The organism is Kitasatospora sp. NPDC051984 (genome assembly GCF_044593455.1).
Lineage (GTDB): Bacteria > Actinomycetota > Actinomycetes > Streptomycetales > Streptomycetaceae > Kitasatospora.
Genome location: NZ_JBIUCB010000001.1, coordinates 253,509 through 279,812 on the forward strand (window position 1 = coordinate 253,509; position 26,304 = coordinate 279,812).

Here is a 26,304-nt window from a genome sequence, read left to right on the forward strand (position 1 = left end):
AGGAGAGCCGGGCATGGACAGCCTCCGGCACGAGCTGATGCGGTTCATCCAGGAGCCCGCCGCTCAGCAGGACCCACCCGCGCTCTACCGCAGGCTGCTGGCCGAGGCGCCCGTCCTGGACCTCGGCCCGGCGTACGTGGTCTCCGGGCACCAGGAGATCCTCGCCGTCCTGATGAACCCCGGCACCAACGTCGACCCGACCAGCGTCGGACTGCCCCGGGCGGGCAACACCGCGCTGATCAAGGTGATCGACCGGATGCTGCCGATGCGCGACGGCGCCGACCACACCCGGCTCAAGCGGCTCGCCACCGCCGCGTTCAGCCACCGCCGGCTGGAGCAGATCCGCGAGCGGATCGAGACCACCGCCGCCCGGCTGCTCGCCCCGCTGATCGACGCCGGCTCCTTCGACCTGGTCGCCGACCTCGCCGTACCGCTGCCGGTGGCGGTCTCCTGCGCCATCCTGGACATCCCCGACTCCGAGCACGACCGGATCACCGGCTGGGCCGCGCTGATCACCCGCTCCTTCCTCGACCCGTTCGGGGCCGGGCCGGGGGCCGCCGAGCTGGATGCCGAGTTCGCCGAATTCCGCGCCTACGTCGAGGAGTTGTGCGCCGAGCGGGCCGCCAGGCCCGGGGACGACCTGATCTCCCGGCTGACCGTCGCCCGCGATCAGGGCCGGCTCGACACCGAGGAACTGCTCGCCTTCGTGGTGATGCTGCTGGCCAACGGCCTGGAGACGCTCACCGCCGGACTGGCCGTCGCCGCCTGGGAGTTGATCCGCACCCCCGGCCTGGCGGAGCGCGTCCGCACCGAACCCGCCTTCGCCGCCGCCGTGTTCGACGAGGCTCAGCGCCTCGGCAGCCCCGTCCGGGCCAGCGCCCGGGCGCTGACCCGCGAGATCGCACTCGGCGGCAGCGTGATCCCGGCCGGCCGGGTCGCCGTGCTGCTGTACGCCGCCGCCAACCGCGACCCGCGGCGCTTCACCGACCCCGACCGCTTCGACCCCGACCGCGCCGAGCGCCAGCACCTCGCGTTCGGCCACGGACCGCACCACTGCCTCGGCGCCCCGCTCTCCCTGATCGCCGGCGCGGCCGTTCTGCGCGGACTCGCCGAGGCCGACCTGGCAAGGGAGTTGAGCACCCCGCTGACCGACGCCACCGCCCGCCGCCATGAACAGTTCGCCTTCGGCGGCATCCGCGAACTGCCGGTCGAATGCCCGCTGCGCGAGCCCGCGCTGGGGGTGGCGGCATGAGCACCGTGATGGAACCCCAGGACGCCGCGGCCACCGAGCGCTCGCAGGCCGCCGTCGCCGCCGCGCGGGCCGCCGCCGTGCTGGAACCCGGACTCGACCAGCCGGTGCGGCTGGTCGGCGCGCGGCTCCGGCTGGCCGGCATCGCGCTGGCGCTGGCCGTCGGCGCGGGCGCGGGCTGGGCGGTGTGGGGCAGCCTGCCGAACGCCATGACGGTGCACGCCGTCCTCGCGCACGGCACCGCGCCGGTGCGGGTCTCCGCGCCGCACGACGGCAGCGTGGCCGCGTTCCTGGTCCGCCCGGGCCAGCCGGTGACGGCCGGCCAGGCGCTGGCGCGGCTGGCCGGCCCGGACGGCACCACCGAACTGACGGCCCCCGCCGCCGGCACGGTCAGCGCCCTGCTCGCCGCGCCCGGCGCCCAACTCGCCACCGGCGCACCGGTACTGGCCCTGGATCCGGCCGACGCGCCGGCCACCGTCCGGCTGCTGTTCGACAACCCGAAGGACGCCGCGAAGCTCACCCCCGGCCGGCCCGTCCTGGTGCCGGTGCCCGGCGGGGGAGCGGTGCAGGCGGTCGTCGACCGGATCGACCCGCTGCCCGTCCGCGCCGACACCCTCGACGGCACCCTGCCCGTCGCCGTCCCCGGCCTGCCCACCGGCTCCGCCCCCGTCTGGCTGGCGTACGCCCGCCTGCCCCAGGACGTCCCGCTGGCCGGCCCGCTGGCCGTGGACGTCCGGGTCGACCTCGGCAGTCGCCACCCGTACCAGGCCGTGTTCGGGAAGGAGGCCACCCGATGAAGCCCACCGCGGTCAGGACCGTGGAGCCGCCCGCGGCGGCCGAACGCGAGACCGCCAGCGGCCCCGCGCCCGCACCGAAGCCCGGTCGGACGTCAACCGCCAAGCGGCGCAAGCACATTCGCACACCCGTGGTCCCGCAGATGGAGGAACAGGACTGCGGCCCCGCATGCCTGGCAGTGGTGCTGGGCGCGTTCGGGCGACGGGTGACGCTGCACGAGGCGTCGCGCGCCTGCGGGGTCAGCCGGGACGGGGTGAGCGCGGCATCGGTGGCGCGCGCCGCCGGACGGTACGGGCTGACGACCCGGGGACGCCGGGTGGTGCGCGGGGACGACCGGCTGGCGGGGCTCGGCGCGGTGCCGGTGCCGTCGATGGTGCTGATGACCGGCCCGCACTACGCGGTGTTCGAGGGCATCAAGCGCGGCCGGGTGTACGTCAACGACCCGTCGCTGGGCTCCTACTCGGCCACCCCGGCGGAGTTCTGGGCCACCTTCGCGGGCATCGCCGTCGGCTTCGAACCCGGCCCGGACTTCGAACCCGGCGGACGCCGCTTCCCGCTGCTGCGCGCCCTCGCCGCCCGCATGCGGCCGTACGCCTGGCCGCTGCTGGTCGCGGTGCTGGTCGGCATGGTGACGACGGTGCCGGGCGTGGGCGGCGCGTTCCTGCTGCGCACCTACCTGGCCGCCGTGGTCAACGGCGGCGCGGATGGCTGGGCGGTGCCGCTGACCGCGGCGGGCCTGTCCGTCGCGGGGCTGGTGCTGGCCGGGAACTGGCTGCGCTCGGCGATGGTCAACCGGGTGCTGGAGGCGATGGCCGCCAGCTCGTCCGCCGCCTTCCTGTGGCGGATGCTGCGGCTGCCCGGCGCGTTCTTCCACCGGCGGCAGCTCGGCGGACTGGTCACCCGGGTGCAGCTCAACGACGGCCTGGCGAACCTGCTGTCCTACCGGCTCGCCGGCGCCGCGTCCTCGCTGGCCTCCGCTGCCGTGCACCTGACGGCACTGGTCTGGCTGGCCCCGAGACTCGCCGCGATCCCGGTCGCCGTCGCGGTGCTGGACACCCTCGCGCTGCGCTCCGCCGACCGGCGGCGCGGCGGCCTGATCCACCGGCTGCACGGCGAGAACCACAAGCGCGACGGGGTGGCGTTCGCCGGGGTGTCGGCGATCGAGACGGTCAAGGCGGAGGGTGCCGAGGACGCGCTGTTCCGCTCCTGGGCGGGCTGGCAGGCCCGCGCCGCGCACACCGGCCAGCGGGTCTCCGACGCCGTCCTGGTGCCGCTCTCGCTGCCCGGCGCGCTCAACTCGGCCGCCGCCGCCGTCACACTCGTCGCCGGCACGGTGCTGCTGTTGGCCGGCTCGCTCTCCTTCGGCACCCTGCTGGCGTTCCTGCTGCTGCTCAACGGCTTCCTCCTGCCGGTCTCCCAACTGGTCGGCACCGGAGCCGAGTTCACCATCGCCAGGGCGCAGAACGCACTGCTGGAGGACATCTCGACCAGCGAGGTCGACCCGTACCTCGAGCCGGTGCTCGACAGCCCCGCCGAACCCGTCCGGCTGTGCGGCGAACTCGAGCTGCGCGACCTGGAGTTCGGCTACGACCCGAACCGGCCGCCCGCACTCTCCGGCATCTCGCTGCGGATCACCCCCGGCGAGTGGGTCGCCGTGGTCGGCGCCTCCGGCAGCGGCAAGTCCACGCTGGCCCGGCTGGCGGCGGGCGTACTGCGCCCCTGGAAGGGCGCGGTGCTGCTCGACGGGCGCCCCCGCGACGACTGGCACCGGGGCATCGTCACCGGCCAGATCGCCTACGTGGAACAGCAGTTGAGGCTCTTCGAAGGCACCGTCCGGGAGAACCTGACGCTCTGGGACCCGGCCGCCGACGAGGACGCCCTGCACCGGGCCCTCGCCGACGCCGAGGCCGCCGACCTGGTCCGCCGCCGCGGCGGACTGGACGCCCCGATCGACGAGGACGCCCGCAACTGGTCCGGCGGCGAACGCCAACGCCTGGAGCTGGCCCGCGCGTTGGCCCTCGACCCGGCCCTGGTGGTGCTCGACGAGGCGACCAGCGCACTCGACGCGCACACCGAGGCAGCCGTCAACGAGCACCTGCGCCGGCGCGGCGTCAGCTGCCTGGTGCTGGCCCACCGGATCAGCACCATCCAGGCCGCCGACCGCGTCGTGGTGCTTGCCGGGGGCCGCATCGTCCAGCAGGGACCGCCCGCAGAACTCGCCGAAGAAGATGGCCCGTACCGGGAGTTGCTGCGCGAGGCCGAAGCGAACGACACCGCCGACACCGCCGACACCACCGAGATCGCCGAGACCACCGACACCACCGAGAACCGCCCCGCCCGAACGGAGGAGCAGGCATGAGCACCGCCACCGCCGCCCCCCGGGGCGGGACACAGACCGCCGCGGCGGACACCGAGCGCGACCCGGCGACCCGGGCCGACGCCACCGCGGCCGCCAACCGGACCGCACTCGCGGACGCGTTGGCCGCACTGGGAACCGCCGCCACCACCCGTCCGCACACCGTCCCGCGCCGCGGCGAGAGTTCGCCGTTCGCGCCGCGCCACCGCGCGGACCAGGCGCGGGACGTGCTGCGGGCGCTGGGGGTGGACGTTCCCGAGGAGATCCCCGCCGCCGTGCGGGACGCCGCCGATCCGGTCACCGCGCTGCTGCGCCGGGCCGGGGTGCGCTGGCGTCCCGTCACGCTGGACGGCGGGGACGAACGCGGCACGGCCGGTCCGATGGTGGCGTTCGCCGCCGAGGACGGCCGGCCGATCGCCCTGATTCCCCGGGCCGGACGGCACCGCCGTCTCGACCCGGCCTCCGAACGCCCCGAGAAGCGTCCGGAGTTGAGCCGCCAGGCGCTGCTGCTGTACCCGCCGCTGCCACCGGGGCGCCCGACCCCGGCAGTCCTGCTGCGCTTCGTGCTCGCCGTGCCCGGTGCCCGCCGGGACGTGGCGGTGCTGGGCGTGGCGGGGCTGGTGTCGGCGCTGCTCGGCCTGCTCGTCCCGCTGTCCACCGGAGTGCTGCTGCCCGGCCTGCTGCTGGCCGATCGGCACCCGGTGCGCTGGCTGGCCGTGCTGCTGGGCTCCGCGGTGGTGGCGTCCTGGCTGCTCACGCTGGTCCGCAACACCGCGGCCGTCCGGCTCACCAGCCGGGTGCAGAACGCGCTCGAACCCGCCGTCTGGGACCGGCTGCTGGCCCAGGACGCGCGGTTCTTCCGCGACTTCACCACGGGTGATCTGGTGCACCGGGCGAACGCGGTGGCGCAGGCCCGGCAGGTGCTCTCGGAGGGGCTGGTGGGCGCCGTGCTGGGCGCGGTGTTCGCCGTCACCGGCCTGACGGTGCTGCTGCTGGTGGACTGGCGGCTCGGCGGGCTGCTGCTGCTCGCCGTGCTGGCGGTGACGGCCGGGCTGCTGCTGCTCGGCCGTCACCGCCAGGAGCACGAGGCGCAGGTGTTCGCGGCCCACGGGCAGCTCCAAGGGGTGCTGTACGGGCTGCTGTTGGGCATCGACAAGATCCAGACCGCGGGCCGGGAGATCCAGGCGTTCGCTCGCTGGGCGGCCCCGTTCGCCGGGCAGAAGCGCGCCGACGCCGCCGCGATGCGCTCCGACGCGGTGGCCGGCGCGCTGACCACCGCCCTGCAACCGCTGCTGCTGGCCGTGCTGCTGGCGGGGGCGACGTTCGGCCCGGGCGCCACGGCCGGGCACCTGATGGCGTCGGGTGTGGCGATCGGCCAGGTCGCGCTGGCGCTCGGCCAGGTCACCCACGCGGCGACCAGCGCGTACGGCATCGCCCCGGTGCTGGAGCGGCTGCGGCCGATCCTCGCCGAGCCAGCCGGCGCGGCCGCCGACCGGTCCGGCCGGCTCGCCGACCCGGGCCGCCTGAAGGGGCAACTCGCCCTGGAAGACGTCACGTTCCGCTATCCGGGCCATGCCGCGCCGGCTCTCGACGGGGTGTCGCTGCGGGCCGAGCCGGGCGAGTTCGTCGCCGTGGTCGGCCCGTCCGGGGCGGGCAAGTCCACCCTGATCCGGCTGCTGCTCGGCTTCGAGCAGCCCGAGTCCGGGGCGGTCCGCTACGACGGCCGCGAACTCGCCACGCTGGACGCCCGGTTGGTGCGCCAGCAGCTCGGCTCGGTGCTCCAGCACGGCCGGATGCTGCGCGGCTCGCTGCTGGACAACCTGGCCGGCGCCGACCCCGACATCGACCGGGACCGGATCTGGCAGGCCGCCGAACTGGCGGGAATCGCCGAGGAGTTGCGGGCCCTGCCGATGGGCCTGGGCACCCGCGTCGGCGAGGACGCGCAGGGCTTCTCCGGCGGCCAGGTGCAGCGCCTGCTGCTGGCCCGCGCCCTGGTCCGCGACCCCGCCGTGCTGCTGCTCGACGAGGCCACCTCGGCCCTCGACAACACCACCCAGCAGCGGGTCGCCGACGCCGTCGCCGGACTCGACCGCACCCGCCTGGTGATCGCCCACCGACTGAGCACCATCCGCACCGCCGACCGGATCTACGTGCTGGACGGGGGGCGGGTGTCCGCCGAGGGCACCTACCGCGAACTGCTCGGCACCGACCCGCTGTTCACCCGCCTCGCCCGTTTCCAGGAGATGTGAGATGTCGCTCGAACTGCAGACCTGGCTCCGCACCGCCGGAAGTCCGGGCCCCGACACCCCCGTTGACGCCCTGCTGCCCGAACTCCGTGGCGCCGACGCCAGGTTGAGGGAGGTGATCGCCGCCGCGGCGAGCTTCGACGAACGTGCCGCCGCCCGCGACGACGGGCAAGCGCTGTTCACCCCCGACCCGGCCGAGGACCGCCGCAGCCGCGCCGCCGCCGTCGAGACCTGGCTGAGCCGCGCGGCCGGCGACCGGCGCTCCGCCGGCGTGCTGCTGGAACACCTCGCCGAGACCGGCCGCCCGCTCGGCGAGGGCCTGCGCCGGGTCCGCCTCGCCGACCCGGAGAAGCTGCCCTCCTGGGCGCACGCGCTGGGCGCCTTCCTCCGCGCCCAGCCTGCCCAACCCGCCACCGCCCCGGGCGCGTTGACCGCCGGTTTCGCCGCCGCCGCCGACGCCCTGCTGCCCACCGGCCCCGGCGGCATCCTCGGCGTCCCGGTCACCGGCGCGGCCCGCGCCGATCTGGCGAAGACCCTGACCCGGCGGCTCACCGAAGCCTGCCACCTGACGTTCTGCCACGAGTTCCAGCTCGCCACCGGCCGCCCGCGCGCCACCGACTGGGACACCGAGGGCGGCCTCGACGCCTCCGCCACCGGCTGGCTGGCCCGCCTGGAGCGGCTGCCCGCCCTCGCCCACCTGGTGGGCACGGTCTGCCGGCAGTGGCAGGAGATGTACACCGAGCTGTTCGCCCGGCTCGCCGCCGACCGCGAGGAACTCGTCGAGAGGATGTGGCACGGCACCGACCCGGGCGCCCTGACCGCCGTCCGCGGCGACGCCGGCGACCGGCACGCCCAGGGCCGCTCGGTGGCGCTGCTGCACTTCGAGCACGGCGCCGGCGTGGTCTACAAGCCCAAGGACATGCGGCACGCCACCGCCTTCCTCGGCCTGGTCGAGCGCCTCAACTCCGAACTGTCGCTGGACCTTCCGCTGCGTACCGTGGTGCTCCGCTCGGACCGCGGCGACGACGGCCACGGAGCCTCGCTGAGCACCGACTGCTCCGGCGACTACGGCTGGGAGCAGCTGGTCCCGGCCCGCCCGTGCGCCGACCGGGAGGGCTTCGCCCGGTTCTACCGCCGGCTCGGCATGACGATCCGCCTGGTCCAGCTGCTGGAGGGCCGCGACCTGTGGGCGGACAACCTGCTCGCCGACGGCGAGCACCCGGTCCTGGTCGACCTGGAGTGCCTGCTGTACCCGCGGGTGCAGGACCCGCCGGCGCTGTCGGCCGCCCAGCACAGCCTGCTGGACGAGCTGGAGACCACCGTGGTGCGCACCTCGATGGCCTTCCTGTCCTGGACGCCCCCCGGCCACACCGACGCCGTCGACATCGGCTGCCTGTCCCGGGTCGGCAGCCAGGAGAGCGCCCCCGGCGTGCCCGTCCTGCCGCTGCCCCCGTACCGCCCGGTGCACGACGGGCGGCCCGCCGACCCGTGGCAGTACACCGGCGAGGTGGTCGACGGCTACCGCGAGATGCACGCCGTCCTGCACCGCCTGCGCGGCGAACTCGCCGACCCCGAGGGTCCGTTGAGCGGCTTCCGGGGGGTCTGGGTGCGCTACATCTGGCGGCACACCTGGGACGGGTACAAGATCCTCCGGGCCTCCACCAGCCCGCTCGCGCTGGACGACGGCGCGACCCGGGAGACCGTGATCGCCGGCGCGCTGCGCGGGGCCGTCGCCGCCCGGGCCGGGAAGGCCGCCCGCGGCGACCTGCTGGAGGTGGTGCTCGCCGAACTCGACTCCTTCCGCTCCTTCGACATCCCGTTCTTCCGCTCGCTGACCACCTCCTCCTCGGTGTTCACCGCCGACGGCCGGGAGATCCCCGGACACTTCCGCTCCACCGGCTGGAAGCGCCTCCAGCAGCGGGTGGCCGAACTCGACGGCTTCGACCTGGACGCGCACGTCGCCATCCTGTCCGGCTGCGTGGACGCCGCCCGGGCCGGCACCGAACAGACCCCCGCCAGGCCCGCCCGCCCGACGCCGCACGCCGATCCGGCAAGATCGGCCGGACAGGCCCGCGCCGCCGAACCGCCCACCCCGGGCGAACTGCTGGCGCAGGCCACCGCGCTCGGCGACCGGATCCTCGCCGACCGGCGGTCCACCGGCTGGCTCGGCCAGAGCTGGTACCCGGGAACCGGCCTGCGGCAGATCGAGGCACTCGGCCCCGACCTGGTGTCCGGCACCCTCGGCATCGCCCTGCTGTTCGCCGAACTCTGGTCCGCCACCGGCGAACCGCGCTTCCACCGGGCCGCGCACGGCCTGCTGTCCGAGGCCGCCGCGGTGATCGACATCGAGGAGCCGCGGGCCTTCGTCTTCGCCTCCGACCCCCGGCTGGCGTCCGGCGCGCCCGTCCCCGGCGGCTTCGCCGGACCCGGCGCGATCATCCACGGCCTGGCCCGCGGCGGACTGCTGCTCGGCGAAGGCGAGTTCCTGGCCGCCGCGCAGGCCCTGGTCCCCGGCGCGCTCGGCGTCGCCGAGTCCGTCTCCGACCGGCCCGGCCGCCCGCGGACGGCCGCGCCCGCCGACGCCTCGCTCGGCACCGCCGGCCTGCTACTCAATCTGCTCCGGCTGCGCCGCGCCGCAGGCAGCGGCCACCCCGACACCGACCGGGCGATCCGCGCGCTGGCCACCCGGGCGACCGGCCAACTCGACGACGAGGCGCCGGCGTTCGACTTCCGGGAGCTGGTCCCCGGCGGCACCGACTCGATCGCCGCCGCACTCGCCCGCACCGTCGCCGAGGCCCCCGCGCTGCTCGCCGACCCCGAGGCCGTCCGGGCCCGGCTGCGCGAGCACCGCTTCGCCACCGGCACCCGGGCCGGCCGCCTGGCCTGCCTGGACGCCGCCGTCTCGCTCGGCGCGGACGCCGTGGACGGCGCCGACCTGGCCGCGCTCGCCCCGCCCGTCACCGGCCCCGAACTGGCCGCGCTCTCCGGCCGGGCCCTGCTGTCCGCCGCCACCGAGGCGCTCACCGCCGCCGAGGCCGGCCTGATCCACACCCTGCCGGAAGGCGCCGAGGCGCTGCTGCCCGGCCCGTTCTACGACGGCCGGGAAGCCGCCGCCCTGATGGCCCGCGAACTGATCACCCGGCACCGCGTGCACGGCACCTGGTTCCCCGACCGGGCCATCGACGACACCGTCAACCTCGGCGCGCTGGACGGCACCGTCGCCGTCGGCCTGCTGCTCCTTCGCGTGCACGACACCTCCGCCGCCCCGCTCGCCACCCTGCGCTGACCGCGCCACCGCTTCGAGGAGTACCCGTCATGTCCGAACTCATCGGATTCAAGCGCCAGTTCACCCCGTACGTGGTCGACGGCGAGGCCGTCTACCTGGTCTCCGAGCGCGGCGTCTCGGTGGTCGACGGCAGGCTCGCCCAGGCTCTCGCCCCGCTGCTGGACGGCACCCGCACCGCCGAACAGATCGGCGCCGCCCTCGACGGCGTCGTCCCCGCCGACAAGGTCGACGCGGGCGTCGGCAAACTGCTGGCCGGCGGCTGGCTCACCGCCGCCGACCCGGACACCGACCGCCCCGGCGCGGCCTTCTTCGAAATGGCCGGGCAGGACGGCGACACCGCGATGGCCGCGCTGCACAGCGCCCGGGTCCGCATCGAGGTCCACGGCGACGTGGACACCGCGCCGTACCTGGCCGCACTGACCGCCGCCGGCGTGACGGTCGACCAGGACGCCGAGTTCACCGTCGCCCTCACCGAGGACTACCTGCACCCCGGCCTCGCCGAGCGCAACCGGCAGGCGCTCGCCGACGGCCGCCCCTGGCTGCTGGCCCGCCCGGTCGGCTCGATCGTCTGGGTCGGCCCGGTCTTCACCCCGGACGTGCCGGGCAGTGAGGGTACGGACGGTTCGGGCTGCTGGGAGTGCCTGGCGCACCGGCTGTCCGCCAACCGGCAGTCGCTCAGCTACCTCCAGCACCGCCTCGGCCAGGACGAGCCGATCTCCACCGCCGGCGCCCACCTGCCCGCCACCCTGGCCCTCGGCACCCAGCTCGCCGCCCTGGAGACCACCAAGTGGCTGGCCGGCGCCCGCCCCGCGCAGGCCGCCGTCACCACCCTGGACACCGTGCTGCTGGAGAGCGAGAAGCACACCCTGGTCCGCCGCCCGCAGTGCACCGCCTGCGGCGACGACGCGACCGTGACCCGACGCCAACTGGAGCCCGTCCGCTTCGAGCCCCGCCCGAAGGCGTTCACCGCGGACGGCGGGCACCGCTCCGCCTCGCCCGAGGACATGCTGGACAAGTACCGCCCCCAGCTCAGCCCGATCACCGGCGTGGTCACCACCCTGGTCCCCGCCGCCCACACCCCCACCGGCCTGCGGGTGTACATGTCCGGGCAGAACCTGTCCCGGCAGGCCGGCAGCCTCCGGCAGCTGCGCAGCGGCCTGCGTTCGAACAGCTGCGGCAAGGGCCGCACCGACGCGCAGGCCCGAGCGTCCGCGCTCGGCGAGGCCATGGAGCGCTTCTCCGGCGTCTTCCAGGGCGACGAGGCCCGCCGCCTCGCCACCTTCGCCGAACTCGGCGACGCCGCGATCCACCCCGAACGCACCCTGCTGTACTCGGCGAAGCAGTACGCCGAACGCGAGCAGTGGAACGCCAAGCGGTCGGCGTTCCACATCGTCCCCGAGCCGTTCCGCACCGACGACCCGATCGAATGGTCCCCGGCCTGGTCGCTGACCGAGCAGCGCCACCGCTGGCTGCCCACCCAGGCGATGTACTACGGCTACCGGCACAGCGGCCGGTTCTACGCCGCCGGCGACTCCAACGGCTGCGCCGCCGGCACCTCCTTCGAGGACGCCGCGCTCCAGGGCTTCCTGGAACTCGTCGAACGCGACGCGGTGGCCCTGTGGTGGTACAACCGCGTGCAGCGCCCCGGCATCGACCTGGACGCCTTCGGCGACCCGTACATCGACCAACTGCGCGAGGTCTACCGCGGACTGCGCCGGGAGATCTGGGCCCTCGACCTGACCGCCGACTTCGGCATCCCCGTGGTCGGCGCGTTCTCCCGCCGGCTCGACGCGAAGCCGGGCTCGGGCCGCAACGAGGACGTGCTGATCGCGTTCGGCGCGCACCTCGACCCGCACATCGCGCTCACCCGCGCGCTCACCGAAATGAACCAGTTCCTCGGCCCCGTCGCCGGCGACGAACACGGCCGGGTCAGCTACGCGGGCGCCGACCGCGACCAGAAGGCCTGGTGGACCACCGCCACCGTCGCCAACCAGCCCTACCTGCTGCCCGACCCGAACGCCCCGCGCTCCACCCCCGCCAGCTGGCTCCCGCTGGCCGGCGCCGACCTCGCCGACGACCTGGCGCTCGTCCAGCGCATCGTCGAGGACCACGGCATGGAGTTCCTGGTCGCCGACCAGACCCGCCCCGACGTCGGCCTGCCCGTCGCCCGGGTGATCGTCCCCGGCATGCGGCACTTCTGGGCCCGCTTCGCGCCGGGCCGGCTCTACGACGTCCCCGTCCGGCTCGGCTGGCTTGACACCCCGACCCCGGAGAGCGCGCTCAACCCGATCCCGATCTTCATCTGACCGAAGCGCGGGGCAGCCGGGCCCGGCTGCCCCGCCCATCCGGGGAGGTACCCATGACCGTCATCGAACACCTGCCACCCGCCCCCACCGCCGGGGACCACCGTCCGCTGCGCCGCCTGCTCCGGCTGCGCCCCGAGGTCGACGTCACCGCCCAGGGAGCCGACGTCGAACTCACCCACCCGTGGGGCCGCCAGCGCATCCACGCCCTCGGCGAGCGCACCGTCGCCGCACTCGCCGAACTCACCCGCACCGACGCCGACCTGGACGAACTCGCCCTCGACCAGGTCCGCCTGCTCAAACTGCTCGAACGCTTCCCGTACCTGGTCAACACCACCGTCACCGACCCGCTCGGCGATCCGCTGGCCACCGCGGTACCCATCGCCCGCTCCGCCGACCTGCCCGGATTCGCCCGCCCCACCGGACAGTTGGTGCTCTCCCGGTTCGCCTACCTGCGCCGGCTGCCGGACGGCCACGGCGAATCCTGCGTCCTCGAATCGCCGATGGCACCGTTCCGGCTGGTCCTGCACCGGGCCGCCGCCGGCGCCTTCGTCACCGCACTCAGCACCTCCCGCACCGCCGAGGACGCCGCACTGCTCGCCGGAATGTCCGCCGGCGAGGGCGAGGCACTCGCCGGACTGCTGGCCGGCGGCGGCTTCCTGGACGCCGGACAGGGCGCCGAAGCCCCGCTCTGGGACTTCCACGACCTGCTGTTCCACGCCCGCAGCCGCCCCGGCCGGCACGACTACCCGTCCGGCGGCGTCTTCGCCCACCAGGACGTCACGCGACTGCCCGTCGTCTCCGGCCCCGGCACCCGCGAGGAGGGCACCGGCATCGAGCTGCCGATCCCCGACTGGGACACCGTGGTCGCCCGCGACCCCGCCCTCAGCGAGGTCCTGGAGGGCCGCCGCTCGGTCCGCGCCTACGCCGAGACCCCGGTGACACTCGATCAACTCGCCGAACTGCTCTACCGGGTGGCCCGGGTCCGCCGCATCATCCCCGGCGACCCCGCCGACCCGCACGGCTACGACGGCGTCGACCGCCCCTACCCGGCCGGCGGCGCCACCGGCGAACTCGAGATCTACCTCTCGGTGGTCCAGTGCGTCGGCCTGGAACCCGGCGTCTACCGCTACGACGCCGCCGCGCACCGGCTGCGCCCGCGCCCGTTCCAGGACCCCGGCGAGAAGGCCGCGTTCAGCGAACTCGTCACCGCCGCCTGGCGGGCCACCGCCTGCATCGTCGAACCCCAGGTACTGCTCACCGTCACCAGCCGGTTCGGCCGGCTGTCCTGGAAGTACAGCCAGATCGCCTACGCACTGACCCTCAAGCACGTCGGCGTGCTCTACCAGACCCTCTACCTGGTGGCCACCGCCATGGGCCTGGCCCCCTGCGGCCTCGGCTCCGGCGACACCGATGCCGCCGCCCGCGCCCTCGGCCTGGACTGGGCCGCCGAATCCTCCGTCGGCGAGTTCCTGATCGGCAGCCGCCCCGCCGACCTGCCGCGCACCGCGCACGGCTTCGCCGACGTGGTCTCCGCCGCCCGGGCCGGGGAGGGCCTCGGCGGAAACTTCTGAACTGCCCGTACACGCGCACGCCTGCGACCCGTCAGCGGAATCTGACGGGTCGTCGGCGGGACCATTCATGGGGTGTTACAGCCAGCCGCACTCGCGGGCGATCCGGATCGCGTCGCACCGGTTGCGCGCCCCGGTCTTGGCGATCGCCGCCGACACGTAGTTGCGCACCGTCCCCGGCGACAGCGACAGCGCCGCCGCGGCCTCCTGCACCGTGCTGCCCTCGGCGATCTCGCCCAGTACCGCGAGCTCCCGGCGGCTGAGCGGACCCGGCTGCCCGGTGGCCCGCACCACCTCCAGCACCAGCCGCGGGTCGTACACCCGCCCGCCGCGGGCCAGTTCACGCACCGCCGCGATCAGCGCCGGCGCCTGCACGTCCTTCAGCAGCACCCCCGCCGCGCCCTCCACCAGCGCCCGCCGCGCCTGCGCCGTCCGCGGCAGGGCCGGCACCAGCAGCAGCACCGCGGTGCCCGGCGCGGCGTGCTGCAGGCGCCGCGCGGCGGCCGTCGGATCCGGCTGCTCCTCGTCCACGCCGAGCACCGCGACCGCCGGGCGCACCCCGGACGCCGCCGCCGCGGCCTCCTCTCCGCCGACCGCCTCGGCGACCACCGCGAGGTCCTCCTCCCGGTCCAGCAGCGCCCCCAGCCCCGAACGGAACAGGTGGTGCCGGTCGGCCAACAGCACCCTGGTCGGGCTCGCCGCCGCTGCCGCGGCGAGCGGGAACTGGTGGGGCAGGGCCCGCTGCACCAGCGGGCGTTCCAGTGCGGTGGTCATCCGGACGCCTCCCCGGCTCTGCCGCCCGGCCCGATCAGCCCCAGCCCCAGGTGTCGTTGTGCGGCGGCTCGGTCGAGGTCGGGCTGCCGGACGGCGCCGGGGTGGGCGTCGGCCCGACCACGATCACCTGCGCACCCGCGTCGGTCGGCGGCTGCGGACCGCCCGCGACGGTGCCGTCCGCCGTGACCACCGCTCCCGGCCGGCTCGGCCCGGCCAACTCCGCGGCGGTGGCGACGCCGCCGACCACCATCGCACCCAGAGCGGCAATCGTGACAAAACGGATGTTCAGCGTCATGGGAGTGCCCGATCCTCTCGCGTTCGGCCGATCCCCGGGCTGCCGCCGGGGCATGTGTGGTGAACCGCCGTCAGGTCTCCGGTGCGATCCGCGGCCCCGCCGGGGGCTGCTCCCGCGGTCTCGCACCGCCGTCCTGCCGACATCACCAAGAGTGGCCCGGACGGCACCCCCGCGTCAGCACCCGGAGCTGGCACCAGAGTGCCGTGACACCGAACGGCCAGCTTCCCGCCGAGAGGTCAACTCCGTGCTCGGGCCTGCAACATGCCGAGCGCGATCCACGGATCCGCCTCGCAGCGCACCACCGCCCAGCCCGGCAACGGCCCGCCCGGCTCCGTCAACGCACCCGCGCCCACCTGCAGCGCCCGCTCCGCGGCCAGCAACGACCCGGCGGTCAGGAAACACACCGCCGCCAACCCGTCCGGTCCGGTCAGCACCCGGGCATGGCAGACCCGGGCCCCGATCAGCGGCAGCCGCAGCAGGGCCAGCCGGACCGGATCGGCCTCCATCGCCGGACCGCCCGGGACGGGCCGCGGCGGGATCAGCTCCAGGCGGATCGCGTACACCCCCCCAGCGTGACGGACCCGAGCCCCCGCCGGAGGGCGTCACGGGTGACAGATATCCGCCTGGCAAGAAAATGACAGTTGCCCGGCACCCTTCACGGGTTGCCCACCCGTCCGCCAGAATCTCCGCAAGTCAGTTCCAGACCTGACTCGGGTGGCAATAACCTGACGCCCGATCAGGACGCTACCCGGGGGCAGCGCCGCGAACCGGCGCATGGAGGCCGAGATGAGAAGAGCGACGCGCACCGGCACCGGACAGGACATACGGAAGACCGAACGTTGACCGCCGGCGGCCCGATCGGGCTCGACGCGTTCGGCGAAGCCGTCTACCGGGCAATGCTGCTGCACCCCGACCTCGACACCGGCGGCCTCGCCACCCACCTGGACAGCACCGAGACCGAGGTCTGCGCCGCTCTCGACCGCCTCGCCGACCTCGCCCTCACCCGCCCCACCAGCTGTGGAACCCGCTGGCGCGCCGTCAACCCGGAACGCGGCCTGGCCGCCCTGCTCGCCCACCAGGAGGCCGAGGCAGCCCGCCGCCACCGCGAAATGGAACGCAGCCGCGCCGCGATGGCCGGCCTGATCGCCGAGTACGCCCACCTGCACTCGCCCGGCGAACAACGCGGCGTCGAAATGCTCTTCAGCCTCGACCAGGTCCGCGACCGGCTGATCCAGCTCGCCTCCGACGCCACCGCCGAAGTGCTCTCCTTCGCCCCCGGCGGCCCGCAGCCCGCCCAGGTGATGGAGGCCAGCCGCACCCTTGACCAGGAGACCCTGGAACGCGGCGTACGGATGAGAACGGTTTACCAGGACAGCGTCCGCAACGACCCCGCCACCGTCCAGTACGCCCGCTGGCTGCACGGCCTCGGCGGCGCCGTCCGCACCGCACCCACCCTGCCGCTGCGCATGATCCTGGTCGACAACGCCACCGCCATCGTCCCGATCGACCCCGCAGACCCCCGCAAGGGCGCCGTATTACTCCAGAGCCCCGGCGTGGTCGCCGCCCTGCGCGCCCTGTTCGACCAGGTCTGGGACCACGCCCGCCCGCTCGGCGAATCCACCCAGCGCGACCCGCACGGCCTCACCGGCCAGGAACGCGAACTGCTGCGCCTGCTCGCCGACGGCCTCACCGACGAACGCGCCGGCCAACGCCTGGGCGTCTCCCTCCGCACCGTCCGCCGGATGATGGCCGACCTGATGGTCCGGATGGACGCCCGCAGCCGCTTCCAGGCCGGCATCCAGGTCGCCGGCCTCGGCTGGCTGGAAGCCGCCGAGGACGCCCCCGCCTGACGCCGCGAGGCGGTGTCCCCGGCCAGGGCCTGTCTCCGAGATCCCGCCCGCCCCACGGCGCGCGCCCGGCTCTCGGCCGGGAGGCGTCCCCGGGCGAGGCCTTCCACCCCGGCACACCGAGAGCACGCACCGGACACCGCCCGGCACCGCCCGGCACCGACGGCGGACCCTAGCGCCGGTGCTTGCCCCCGCCGGCCGGCGCCGGCGTCGGGTACGGGATCCGCAGCTTGCGGGCGAACGGCGCCACCGACGCGCCCACGCCCAGCGGACGGGCCAGTACGAACAGCGACACCAGCACCGCCAGCGAGCCCACCGCCAGGCCCGCCAGGCTGCCGAACAGGCTCTCGCCGAACCGCCCCGCCAGCCAGTGCGCCGCGAACGCGCCGGGCAGGCACGCCACGATCAGGCCCACGTGCAGGGTCACCAGGCGGAAGCCCTCCAGCCCACTGCCGCGCCGACCACCGCGCCGCACGCCCAGATCCATGGTGGCGTTCGCACCCGGCGCGAAGGCATCGGTGCGCAGCACCATCGTCGAGTCCAGGTCCGGCTCCGCTGGGGCGGGCGCCGCAGCCAGGGGAGCACCCTTGCTGAGCCGCCGGCCAAGCGCGACGCCGGTCACCACCACCGACAGGATGGCGGCCGCGGTGTGCGCCGCCGCCATGCCGATCACCTTGTTCTGGAGCGGCAGCGTCTCGTACGCCACCCAGCAGAGCGCGGCGTTGGTGCCGGTGGAGATCAGGGTCAGCCAGAACGGCGTCTTGGCGTCGCCCATCGCGTAGAAGCCGCGGGCCAGGCCGTACTGGGCGCAGAACGCGGGCAGGCCAATTGCGAAGGCCATCAGCAACGAGGCGATCACCATCGCGTTGTCGTGCACCTTGGCGCCGGAACCGTAGCCGTACGCGGCCATCGCGATCTGCGGGGCCAGCGCGAAGAACAGCACGGCGGCAGTCACCACCATTGCGGCCGAGGAGCGCAGCACTCCCGACAGGTCCTCGCCGATCTTCCGGTAGTTGCCCGCCGTCGCCGCCCGCGACATGCCCGGCAGGAGCGCGGTCACCAGGGACACGGTGATCACGCCCTGCGGGACCACGAACAGCGCGTAGGCGCTGTTGTAGGCGGTGAAGCCGCGGCCGCCGGGGATGTGCGCGTCATCCGCCGCCTTGCCCGCACCGGTGCCCAGGCTGCTGATCACCGCGAAGGACAACTGGGTGGCCGCCACCAGGGCCAGCGCCCAGCCTGCCGCGCGCAGTGGCCGGGTGAGGCCCGCACCGCGCCAGTCGAAGCGCGGACGGTAGGTGAAACCGGCCTTGCGCAGCGAGGGAAGCAGTGCGGCGGCCTGTACCACGATGCCCAGCGTCGAGCCGACGCCCAGCAGCAGCGCGTCGCTGCTGCTCACCTCCTCGGCCTGGTAGGCGTGGTGTCCCATCGCCAGGTAGCCGCCGAACACACCGATGGCCACCACGTTGTTCAGCACGGGCGTCCACATCATGGCGCCGAACCGGTCACGGGCGTTCAGCACCTGCCCGAGCAGGGTGAACACGCCGTAGAAGAAGATCTGTGGCAGGCAGTACCGGGCGAAGGTGATCGCCAGCTCGCGTTGCACCCCGTCGAAGGTGGAGTAGAGGTCGACGATCTGCGGGGCGAACAGCCACGCGCCGAGCGTCAGCACCACCAGGATCGTCCCGCACAGGGTGAGCAGCCGGTCGGTGTACGCCTGGCCGCCGTCCTTGTGGGTCTGCATCGCGTGCACCAGCTCCGGCACGAACACCGAGGCCAGCACACCGCCGAGCAGCATCATGTAGACGATGTTCGGCAGTGAGTTCGCCACGTTGAACGCGTCACCGGCCGGGCCGGTCGCCAGCGCCGCCACGATCACCGCGCTGCGCACGAAGCCCAGCGCACGGGACGCCAGCGAGCCCAGCGCCATGATCAGACCGTTGCGCCCGGTGGACGCGGCGGGCTTGGTCTCCGGCTTCTCCGCCTGTTCCTGCTTCTGCTCCTCGCTCGCCCGCGGCGCAGGCACCGGCACCGGGGCCTGCGGTGGGGGCGGCGGGTAGCCGACCTGGTCGTACTCGCCGAACTGGTCGGGGATCCGGCTGAACTGCATGGTCGGCGGATCCTGCGGAACGGCCGGCGGATCCTGCGGAACGTACGGCCCGCGCTGCCGGGGGTACTGGCCAGCCTGCTGGGGGTGCTGCGGGCCGCCGTGCTGAGGATATTGCGGGCCGCCCTGCTGGGGGTACTGACCACCCGGCTGCTGGGCGTACTGGCCGCCCTGCTGCGGGTACTGGCCGCCCTGCGGAACGTACGGACCACCCTGCTGCGGGTACTGGCCGCTCTGCTGCGCGTACGGGTCGTACGGGTCGGTCGGGCCGTCCGCGGTGTGCGTGGTCATCGGACCCCCCGTCGATCGGTGCCCGTGCGGCGTTGCGTGGGAATGTGCGGGAGTTCCGGTCCGGCCGGGCTCCATCTGCCGGTTGCAGGGTGCATCCAGCCGCAGAAGTCTGCCGTAATTCGGCACCCGATGGGGAGTCGGGTGCCGTTCGGGGGCCGATCCGGCCCGTCGCGGTGGGCGTTCGGAGGCCGTGGCGGGTCGTCTGCCGAGCGCCGTTTCCGCCCGGAAACATGCGGAATGCCGCCCACGTCCGTTCCCTCCCCCGGACGACCCGGATGCGGAGTGTGACCTTGCTCACGAACCGTCAGGAACGGCCCGGGTCGCCGTCCGCCTCGACCGGCAGCGGCGGGGCCAGCACTCGCTGCACTCGGGGCCGCAGCCGCCAGTGCAGTCGGCGGACGTCCCGGCCGAGCCGGCCAGGCAGCCAGAGTTCGACCGCCAGCGTCACCCCGGCCAGCACCGCGGCCGCCGCCGCCCAGCCGGCCAGCACGTCGCTGGGGTAGTGCACGCCCAGTGCGAGCCTGGTCCAGCCGACGCCCAGCACGGTGAGCGCCGCGCCGGTGCCCGCCACCGCCCGGACCGCCCGGTCCGCCCGCGGCCAGAGCAGGACCAGCAGCGCCCCGCAGGCCACCGCCGAGGCGATCGCGTGCCCGGACGGGAAGCCCGCGCCGGAGCCCACCGCGACCGGGTCGGCGAAGTGCGGCCGGGCCCGGCCGATCAGCGCCCGGCCCGCCCCGCTGACCGTCCAGCCCAGCAGGCCGACCGCGACCACCCAGCCGGCCAGCACCCGGGCGCGCACGCACCACAGCCACAGCGCGGCGGCGCCGAGCAGGGCGCGCATCGTCCACGGGGCGCCGATGTCGGCCAGCGTCTGCATGGCCGCCGTCCACACCGGGTGCCGCAGCGCGTACCGGTGCAGCGCCGCCACCCAGCCGTGGTCCAGCCGGTCCAGCGGCGACCAGCCGGTTCTCACCAGAACCAGCAGCACCGTGAACAGCAGCAGACCCGTCAGCCCGATCCAGGCACAACGGAGCAGTGTCCGGCGTTGAACCGGAGAGCGGCGGCGGCCGGCCGGGGGCCGGTCGACCGACGGGGAGCCATCGGTGGACTGGTGCATGACAGACACCTTCCCAACGGCGGGAGGCCAGCCGGCCGTCCGTCGATAGCGATTCGGCATCAGTTGTGCGGATGTGTCGCGAAGACTCCGCACCGGTTCGGTGGCGGCGGGTGGATGCGGGGTGTGCGAGCCACGTCACGCTGAGTGTATCGACGGATGAAAATCGGCAGGATACTGCATGGCTCACGAAAAACTGAGCCACTTGGGAATGTTGTCCGATTTCTGTGCGTTGGATCGTTACGTGTGAGCCGGGAACTGGCCCACACGGTTGTGCCAGGCGGCGGAACGGAGCGCCCCCGGCCTCGTCAGTGAGGGAGCAAGCATGGCCACCCGTGCCGTCGTACGCGACAGGGCCGATCGGACTCGCACCGCCCGACCGACCAACCTCGAAGCCGACCGCGATCTGGTCGGCATGTACCTCGACGAGATCGCCAGGACGCCCCTGCTCGACGCCGCCGAGGAGGTCGAGCTGTCCCTGCGCATCGAGGCCGGAGTCTTCGCCCAGCACCTGCTGGACGAGGAGGAGCAGCTCGACGGCGCCAGCACGGAGGAGCTCCGCGCGATAGCCGACGACGCCGAGCGCGCCAAGGACGTCTTCATCCGCTCCAACCTGCGCCTGGTGGTCGCCGTCGCCCGCCGCTACCCGCGCAGCGGCCTCCCCCTGCTCGACCTGATCCAGGAGGGCAACGCCGGCCTGGTCCGTGCGGTGGAGAAGTTCGACTACTCCAAGGGCTTCAAGTTCTCCACCTACGCGACGTGGTGGATCCGCCAGGCGATCACCCGCTCGATCGCCGACCAGTCCCGCACCATCCGGCTGCCCGTCCACCTGGTCGAGGAGCTCGGCCGGATCCGCCGGGTGCAGCGCGAGAAGGCCAAGGAACTGGGCCGCGAGCCCGAGCCCGCCGAGATCGCCGCCGAGCTGGACACCACCGAGCAGCGGGTCAAGGACGTACTCGACTGGGCCCGTGACCCGGTCAGCCTGAACATGGCGGTCGACGACGAGGGCGAGACCCAGTTCGGAGACCTGGTGGAGGACACCGGGGCCGTCTCGCCGGAGGACGCCGTGCTGGTGATGCTCCGCCGCGAGGAGCTGGACGGCCTGATCGGCCGCCTCGACGACCGCACCGCCTCCATCATCCGCAGCCGCTACGGCATGGAGGACGGCCGCGAGCGGACGCTGACGGAGGTCGGCAAGCAGCACGGCCTGACGCGCGAGCGGATCCGGCAGATCGAGAAGCACGCGCTGGCCGAGCTGAAGAAGATCGCCGACCACGCGGGCTTCGAAGCCGCGTGACCATCGACGCACAACCAGTCCTTCGGGCGCCCCTGCGGGGGCGCCCGTCGGTTCTAGAGTGGACGAATGACCGAGCAGGACGAGACGAACAAGCCCAAGCCGCGACTGGTCTTCAAGGACCCGTTCGAGCAGCAGACCAGTGACGACACCGACCGCGGCTGGGGTGAGCCGCAGGGCGGGCGGGGGCTGGACTGGTACCTCGACCAGCGGCCCCCGCACCACGGCGAGAAGTAGCAGCGCAGCTCTCAGCGGCTGACCAGCGCGTCGCGGATCTCGGTGAGCAGTTGGACCTCCTTCACCTCGGCGCTCAGTACCTCTTCCTCGACCGTCTTCCGCTTCTCCATGTAGTGGTTCATCGGCAGGACGATCAGGAAGTACACAACAGCGGCGATGATGATGAAACTGATCACGGCACTGATCACCGAGCCCCACAGGATGAAGATGCCGGAGGTCACGTTGCCACTCGCGTCCATCGAGCACGGCCCCCGGAGGCAGGACGCGTAGCTGTTCAGGTCCTTGGTGCCGATCAGCCCGAGGAGCGGGTTGATGATGCCCTTGACGAACGCATTGACGACGTTGGTGATGGCCGCACCGATGACGACGGCGACGGCCAGGTCCACCACGTTGCCGCGGAGCAGGAATTCCTTGAAGCCTTTCATGCCGCGTCGAACGGCGGCAGTACGCGTAGGTCACGGGTGAATCCACAGCCCTCCGGTTGACGCCCGGGGGCATCCGGCGGCTCCCAGACCGGGCGGGGGAGCGGGCCGCAGCGGGCCCGAGGTGAACGCGGCGGCCAGCGCCAGGCAGGCCACCGCGAGCAGGCCCGGACGCCGGCGCACGGCCTGCCGCAAGCGGTGGCGGCCCCGCGCGGTGCCCCGGATCGGTGGAAAATCGGGCACTTCGCGGCGCGGCGGCACCGGCGCGGCGGGCAGCGGGGGAAGCACGAAGGCGGTCATGGCGGCAGGCCCTTCCTCGGGAACGGCGGCCCCGACCGGGGTCGCGGCAGCCATCCTGCGCCCGCCCCGCGGCCCGCGCCCGCCGATATCCCCACCCTGTGGATAACCCGGCCCTGTGGAAAACCGCCGTCACCCGCAAGGCTGAACCGCTGCGCCGTTCGGAGCACACCCCGCAGGCGCCGCGCCCCGCCGTCCGGAGGAACCCGGGTAACCGCCCCGGACACGCCAGCAGGCCCCACCCGGTCGGTACCCGGGCGGGGCCTGCTGCGCTGCTGCTTCGGGCGATCAGCTCGCGGCCGGAGCCGAGCTGGTGCTGCTGGTCGACGAAGTCGACGAAGAAGTGGTCGAGGTGCTCGACGACGACGAGGCCGAGGACGACGAGCTCAGCGAGCTGCTGGAGCTGCTGCGGCTGTCGGTGCGGTAGAAGCCGGAGCCCTTGAAGACCACGCCCACGGCCGAGAAGACCTTACGGAGCTTCCCCTGGCAGACGGGGCACGTGGTCAGCGCGTCGTCGCTGAACTTCTGCACCGCCTCGAGGCTGTTGCCGCACTCGGTGCACTGGTACTGGTACGTGGGCACTTTCCGCTTCCTCCTGCACTCCCCCTGGCACTCTCACGCTACGAGTGCTAACGACGGTCCATGATGCGGCATTCCGCTGGTGGAGTCCAGCGGCTCAGCCGCGCAGGCCCGCTCCGGCCGGCTCCTGACGGGCGTCGGCACCGTGAACCACCGTACGGCCGGGGGCGGCCGGAGCGAGCAGCAGGCCGCGCATCGTGACCATCGCCACCAGGCCGAGGCCGGAGCCGATCAGCGCGACGGCGAAGCCCAGCGAGGGCCCGGAGTGGTCGATCAGCTGGCCTGCGGCGGTGGAGCCGACCGCCAGGCCGAGGCCGATGGCGCCGGTCAGCCAGGTGAACGCCTCGGTCTTGGCGCCGTCCGCGACCAGGGTCTCCACCAGGGTGTAGCCGGTGATCAGGGTGGGGGCGATGGCCAGGCCGCAGAACAGGCCGGCGATCGCCAGCGAGACCAGGTTCGGCATCGCCCACAGGGTGGAGCAGCCGATCACCAGCAGCGCGTAGCAGGCGAGCATCCGCTGCCGGGCCGAGCTGCGCCACGGGATCAGGCCGTAGAGCACGCCGGCGACCATCGAGCCGGCCGCGAACAGGCCGTAGACCGGTCCGCTGAGGCCGGGGGTGCCGGCGTCCTCGGCGAAGGCGGTGATGGAGACCTGGAGCGCGCCGAAGACGGTGCCGAGGCCGAGGAACCCGCCGGCCAGCAGTCGCACGCCGGGGGAGGCCAGTGCGGAGGCGCGGCGCAGGCCGGGGGCGGCGGGGCCGCTGGGGGCGGGGGCGGTGCCGCGGCGGGCGGCGAAGGCCAGGCCGCCGATCACGGTGAGGGTGGCCTCGGCGATCAGCCCGACGGACGGGTTGACCGCGGTGGCGATGCCGGTGGCCAGCACCGGGCCGATCACGAAGGTGAACTCGTCGGTGACGGACTCGAAGGCGAACGCGGTGTTCAGCAGCGCGGGCCGCTGGTTCAGCCGGTTCACCCAGCGGGCCCGGACCATGGCGCCGACCTGCGGCACGGAGGCGCCGGCCGGGGCGGCGGCGAGAAACAGCGTCCACTCGGGGGCGCCGCCGTGGGCGAGCGCGATCAGCGTGCCCACCGCGGCGGCGTGCACCAGGACGGCGGGGACCAGCACGGCGGCCTGGCCGTGCCGGTCGGCGAGCCGGCCGGTCTGCGGGCCGATCAGGGCCTGCGAGACGGCTGCGGTCGCGGCGACGGCGCCGGCCAGGCCGTAGGAGCCGGTGGTGTCGCGCACCAGCAGCACGATGCCGAGGCCGAGCATGGCGTACGGCAGTCGGGCGACCAGGGCGGGGAGCAGGAAGGTCCAGGCGCGCGGGGTGCGCAGCAGGGCCACGTAGCCGTTGGAGGTGGTGTCGTCGACCGGTCGGCGGGCCGCCACGGTCGGTCCTCTCTGCTGCCTGGTAGCGCGGGACCGGGCAAGCGAAAAGGAACCGGGACCGGCGCCGAGAGTCGTCCTCTCGCGCGTCGACCGGGGTTGTTACCGGGCCCGGGCGGTGCGCCTCGGGGCCCGGCCGCCGAGCGGTCGCGCCGACTCTGCATCAGGCAGATGCGGGGGAATCGGGGTTTCAGCCTTCAGCTTAGCGGTTCAGCCCGCTTTCCTTCTGGGAACGGAAGGTGAAGCCTCGGCATTGTGCAGCCAGCCGGCCAGCTTGCCGCCCTGGTCGACGGCGCGCAGCCGGTGTTCGGCGGCCTCCGAGACCTCGTCGGTGGTGACCACCAGCAGTTCGTCGCCCTCGCGCAGCACCGTCATCCGCTCCGGGACGAAGCTGGAGCCCTCGCGGACCACCAGGGTGACGGCGGCGCCCTTGGGCAGGCGCAGCTCGGAGACCTCGACGCCGGACATCCGGGAGCCGGCGGCCAGCTGCACGGACAGCAGGTGGCCGTGCAGCTTCTCCAGCGGGGCGGATTCGATGTCCAGGTCCTGGCCCATGTCGCCCTCGCCGATCTTCAGCCAGCGGGCGACCATCGGCAGCGTCGGGCCCTGGAGCAGGGTGAAGACCACGACCAGGATGAACACCACGTTGAACAGCTGTTCGGCGTCGGCCGCGCCGGACACCAGCGGGATGGTGGCGAGCACGATGGGCACGGCGCCGCGCAGTCCGGCCCAGGACAGCAGGGCCTGCTCCTGCCAGGAGATCCGGAACGGCGTCATGCTGACCATCACCGACAGCGGCCGGGCGACGAACACCAGCACGGTGCCGGCCACCAGGCCCGGAATGATCGCCGAGCCCATGCTCGCGGGGGTGACCAGCAGGCCGAGCAGCACGAACATGCCGATCTGGCCGATCCAGGCGAGTCCGTCGGCGAAGCCGCGCACCGCGGGGCCGTGCGGCAGCTTGGAGTTTCCGAGGACCACCGAGGCGAGGTACGCGGCCAGGAATCCGGAGGCGTGCAGCAGCGCGCCGCCCGCGTAGGCGAGCACGATCAGCCCGAGCACCGCGATCGGGTACAGGCCGGAGGAGGGCAGCGCGACCCGGCGCATCGCGTACGCGCCGAGCTTGCCGACCGCGAGTCCGACGGCCGCGCCGATCGCCAGTTCCATGGCGATGGTGCCGAGCAGCACGTACCAGGAGTCGAGTTCGCCGGTGGTGGCGAAGGCCACCACCAGGATCACCACGGGCGCGTCGTTGAAGCCGGACTCGGCCTCCAGCAGGCCGGTGAGGCGCTTGGGCAGCGGGACCGTCCGCAGCACCGAGAAGACCGCCGCGGCGTCGGTGGAGGAGACGATCGCGCCGAGCAGCAGCGCGGTGCGCCACTCCAGGCCGACCAGCCAGTGCGCGCCGGCGGCGGTGACGAACACCGAGACCGCGACGCCGACGGTGGCGAGCACGGCGGCTGCCGGTACGACCGGTTTGATCGCCTTCCAGCTGGTTTTGAGTCCACCCTCGGCGAGGATGACCACCAGGGCCGCGTAGCCCAGGACCTGAGTGAGTTCGGCGTTGTTGAAACTTATGCCGATGCCGTTCTGGCCGAGCAGGACACCGATGCCGAGGTACAGCAGCAGTGACGGCAGCCCTGTTCGGGTGGAGAGCCTGACGGCGCCGACGGCGACGAGCAGGATGACGGCGGACTCGAGAAGCAGCTCGTTCAGGTGGTCAACGGTCACGCAGGGGCACCTCGGGGCAGGAAGGGCGGCTGACGGATCGTTACTCAGTCTAACATTTTACTTGATCTTTACGCTAGTCCCTCCTTTCATCCAGGCCCGATAGGGTCCGAACGGCACCGGCGA

Annotated in this window: 19 protein-coding genes; 10 read left to right on the forward strand and 9 right to left on the reverse strand. The window is 73.9% G+C overall.

Annotated features, from left to right (window positions below):
* The first annotated feature begins 13 nt into the window (after positions 1-13).
* Genes ACIHEI_RS01190 through ACIHEI_RS01220 form a run of 7 tightly spaced genes read left to right on the forward strand, consistent with a single transcriptional unit; the run spans position 14 to position 13,809 of the window.
* Entirely contained in the window at positions 14-1,252 is a 1,239-nt protein-coding gene (locus ACIHEI_RS01190) for a cytochrome P450 (RefSeq protein ID WP_396605196.1), read from the forward strand.
* The gene (locus tag ACIHEI_RS01195) at positions 1,249-2,046 is read left to right on the forward strand and encodes an HlyD family efflux transporter periplasmic adaptor subunit (RefSeq protein WP_396605197.1); all 798 of its coding nucleotides are present in this window, start codon (positions 1,249-1,251) and stop codon (positions 2,044-2,046) included. Before ACIHEI_RS01190 ends, ACIHEI_RS01195 begins: the two co-directional genes overlap by 4 nt.
* Positions 2,043-4,403, forward strand: a complete 2,361-nt coding sequence (locus tag ACIHEI_RS01200) for an ATP-binding cassette domain-containing protein (RefSeq protein ID WP_396605198.1) — start codon at positions 2,043-2,045, stop codon at positions 4,401-4,403. The genes ACIHEI_RS01195 and ACIHEI_RS01200 overlap by 4 nt, the downstream gene beginning before the upstream one ends.
* Complete coding sequence (locus tag ACIHEI_RS01205; protein ID WP_396605199.1) at positions 4,400-6,649, forward strand: ATP-binding cassette domain-containing protein; 2,250 nt, start codon at positions 4,400-4,402, stop codon at positions 6,647-6,649. Before ACIHEI_RS01200 ends, ACIHEI_RS01205 begins: the two co-directional genes overlap by 4 nt.
* A 1-nt stretch (position 6,650) precedes the next feature.
* The gene (lanM, locus tag ACIHEI_RS01210; RefSeq protein ID WP_396605200.1) at positions 6,651-9,932 is read left to right on the forward strand and encodes a type 2 lanthipeptide synthetase LanM; all 3,282 of its coding nucleotides are present in this window, start codon (positions 6,651-6,653) and stop codon (positions 9,930-9,932) included.
* A gap of 29 nt (positions 9,933-9,961) precedes the next feature.
* Entirely contained in the window at positions 9,962-12,238 is a 2,277-nt protein-coding gene (locus tag ACIHEI_RS01215; RefSeq protein WP_396605201.1) for a TOMM precursor leader peptide-binding protein, read from the forward strand.
* 53 nt (positions 12,239-12,291) lie between these two features.
* Positions 12,292-13,809 (forward strand): SagB family peptide dehydrogenase, encoded by a 1,518-nt coding sequence (locus ACIHEI_RS01220; protein WP_396605202.1) that lies wholly within the window; start codon positions 12,292-12,294, stop codon positions 13,807-13,809.
* Positions 13,810-13,884: 75 nt separating this feature from the next.
* Here the strand turns inward: ACIHEI_RS01220 and ACIHEI_RS01225 are convergent, their stop codons facing one another.
* From ACIHEI_RS01225 to ACIHEI_RS01235, 3 genes are all read right to left on the reverse strand, one after another.
* Complete coding sequence (locus ACIHEI_RS01225) at positions 13,885-14,580, reverse strand: LuxR C-terminal-related transcriptional regulator (protein ID WP_396605203.1); 696 nt, start codon at positions 14,578-14,580, stop codon at positions 13,885-13,887.
* Positions 14,581-14,614: 34 nt separating this feature from the next.
* Positions 14,615-14,875, reverse strand: coding sequence for a hypothetical protein (locus tag ACIHEI_RS01230; protein WP_396605204.1), 261 nt, complete (start codon positions 14,873-14,875; stop codon positions 14,615-14,617).
* Positions 14,876-15,111: 236 nt separating this feature from the next.
* Positions 15,112-15,438, reverse strand: a complete 327-nt coding sequence (locus ACIHEI_RS01235) for a hypothetical protein (RefSeq protein WP_392952325.1) — start codon at positions 15,436-15,438, stop codon at positions 15,112-15,114.
* Positions 15,439-15,714: 276 nt separating this feature from the next.
* Between ACIHEI_RS01235 and ACIHEI_RS01240 the strand changes: the two genes are divergently transcribed.
* Positions 15,715-16,725: a LuxR C-terminal-related transcriptional regulator gene (locus ACIHEI_RS01240; protein WP_396605205.1), complete on the forward strand. Its 1,011-nt coding sequence runs from the start codon at positions 15,715-15,717 to the stop codon at positions 16,723-16,725.
* A 169-nt stretch (positions 16,726-16,894) separates the two neighbouring features.
* Here the strand turns inward: ACIHEI_RS01240 and murJ are convergent, their stop codons facing one another.
* Both murJ and ACIHEI_RS01250 read right to left on the reverse strand, forming a co-directional pair.
* Positions 16,895-19,120, reverse strand: coding sequence for a murein biosynthesis integral membrane protein MurJ (murJ, locus tag ACIHEI_RS01245; protein ID WP_396605206.1), 2,226 nt, complete (start codon positions 19,118-19,120; stop codon positions 16,895-16,897).
* Between the two features lie 304 nt (positions 19,121-19,424).
* Positions 19,425-20,237 carry a phosphatase PAP2 family protein gene (locus ACIHEI_RS01250; protein WP_392952317.1) on the reverse strand — a complete coding sequence of 271 codons (813 nt, stop codon included), beginning with the start codon at positions 20,235-20,237 and terminating at the stop codon, positions 19,425-19,427.
* A gap of 322 nt (positions 20,238-20,559) precedes the next feature.
* On the opposite strand from ACIHEI_RS01250, the gene ACIHEI_RS01255 reads away from it, so the two are divergent.
* Together ACIHEI_RS01255 and ACIHEI_RS01260 are read left to right on the forward strand one after the other, a co-directional pair.
* A complete protein-coding gene (locus ACIHEI_RS01255; protein WP_387638242.1) occupies positions 20,560-21,531 on the forward strand; it encodes a sigma-70 family RNA polymerase sigma factor in 972 nt (323 codons plus the stop codon).
* Between the two features lie 66 nt (positions 21,532-21,597).
* Positions 21,598-21,765: a hypothetical protein gene (locus ACIHEI_RS01260; protein WP_396605207.1), complete on the forward strand. Its 168-nt coding sequence runs from the start codon at positions 21,598-21,600 to the stop codon at positions 21,763-21,765.
* An 11-nt stretch (positions 21,766-21,776) separates the two neighbouring features.
* On the opposite strand, the gene mscL is transcribed toward ACIHEI_RS01260, so the two are convergent.
* The 4 genes from mscL to ACIHEI_RS01280 form a co-directional block, all read right to left on the reverse strand.
* Positions 21,777-22,190: a large conductance mechanosensitive channel protein MscL gene (mscL, locus tag ACIHEI_RS01265; protein WP_392952312.1), complete on the reverse strand. Its 414-nt coding sequence runs from the start codon at positions 22,188-22,190 to the stop codon at positions 21,777-21,779.
* 582 nt (positions 22,191-22,772) lie between these two features.
* Positions 22,773-23,066, reverse strand: coding sequence for an FmdB family zinc ribbon protein (locus tag ACIHEI_RS01270; protein ID WP_396605208.1), 294 nt, complete (start codon positions 23,064-23,066; stop codon positions 22,773-22,775).
* A 94-nt stretch (positions 23,067-23,160) separates the two neighbouring features.
* A complete protein-coding gene (locus ACIHEI_RS01275; RefSeq protein WP_396605209.1) occupies positions 23,161-24,453 on the reverse strand; it encodes an MFS transporter in 1,293 nt (430 codons plus the stop codon).
* A 207-nt stretch (positions 24,454-24,660) separates the two neighbouring features.
* Positions 24,661-26,181 carry a potassium/proton antiporter gene (locus ACIHEI_RS01280; protein ID WP_392952307.1) on the reverse strand — a complete coding sequence of 507 codons (1,521 nt, stop codon included), beginning with the start codon at positions 26,179-26,181 and terminating at the stop codon, positions 24,661-24,663.
* Between the last annotated feature and the right edge of the window lie 123 nt (positions 26,182-26,304).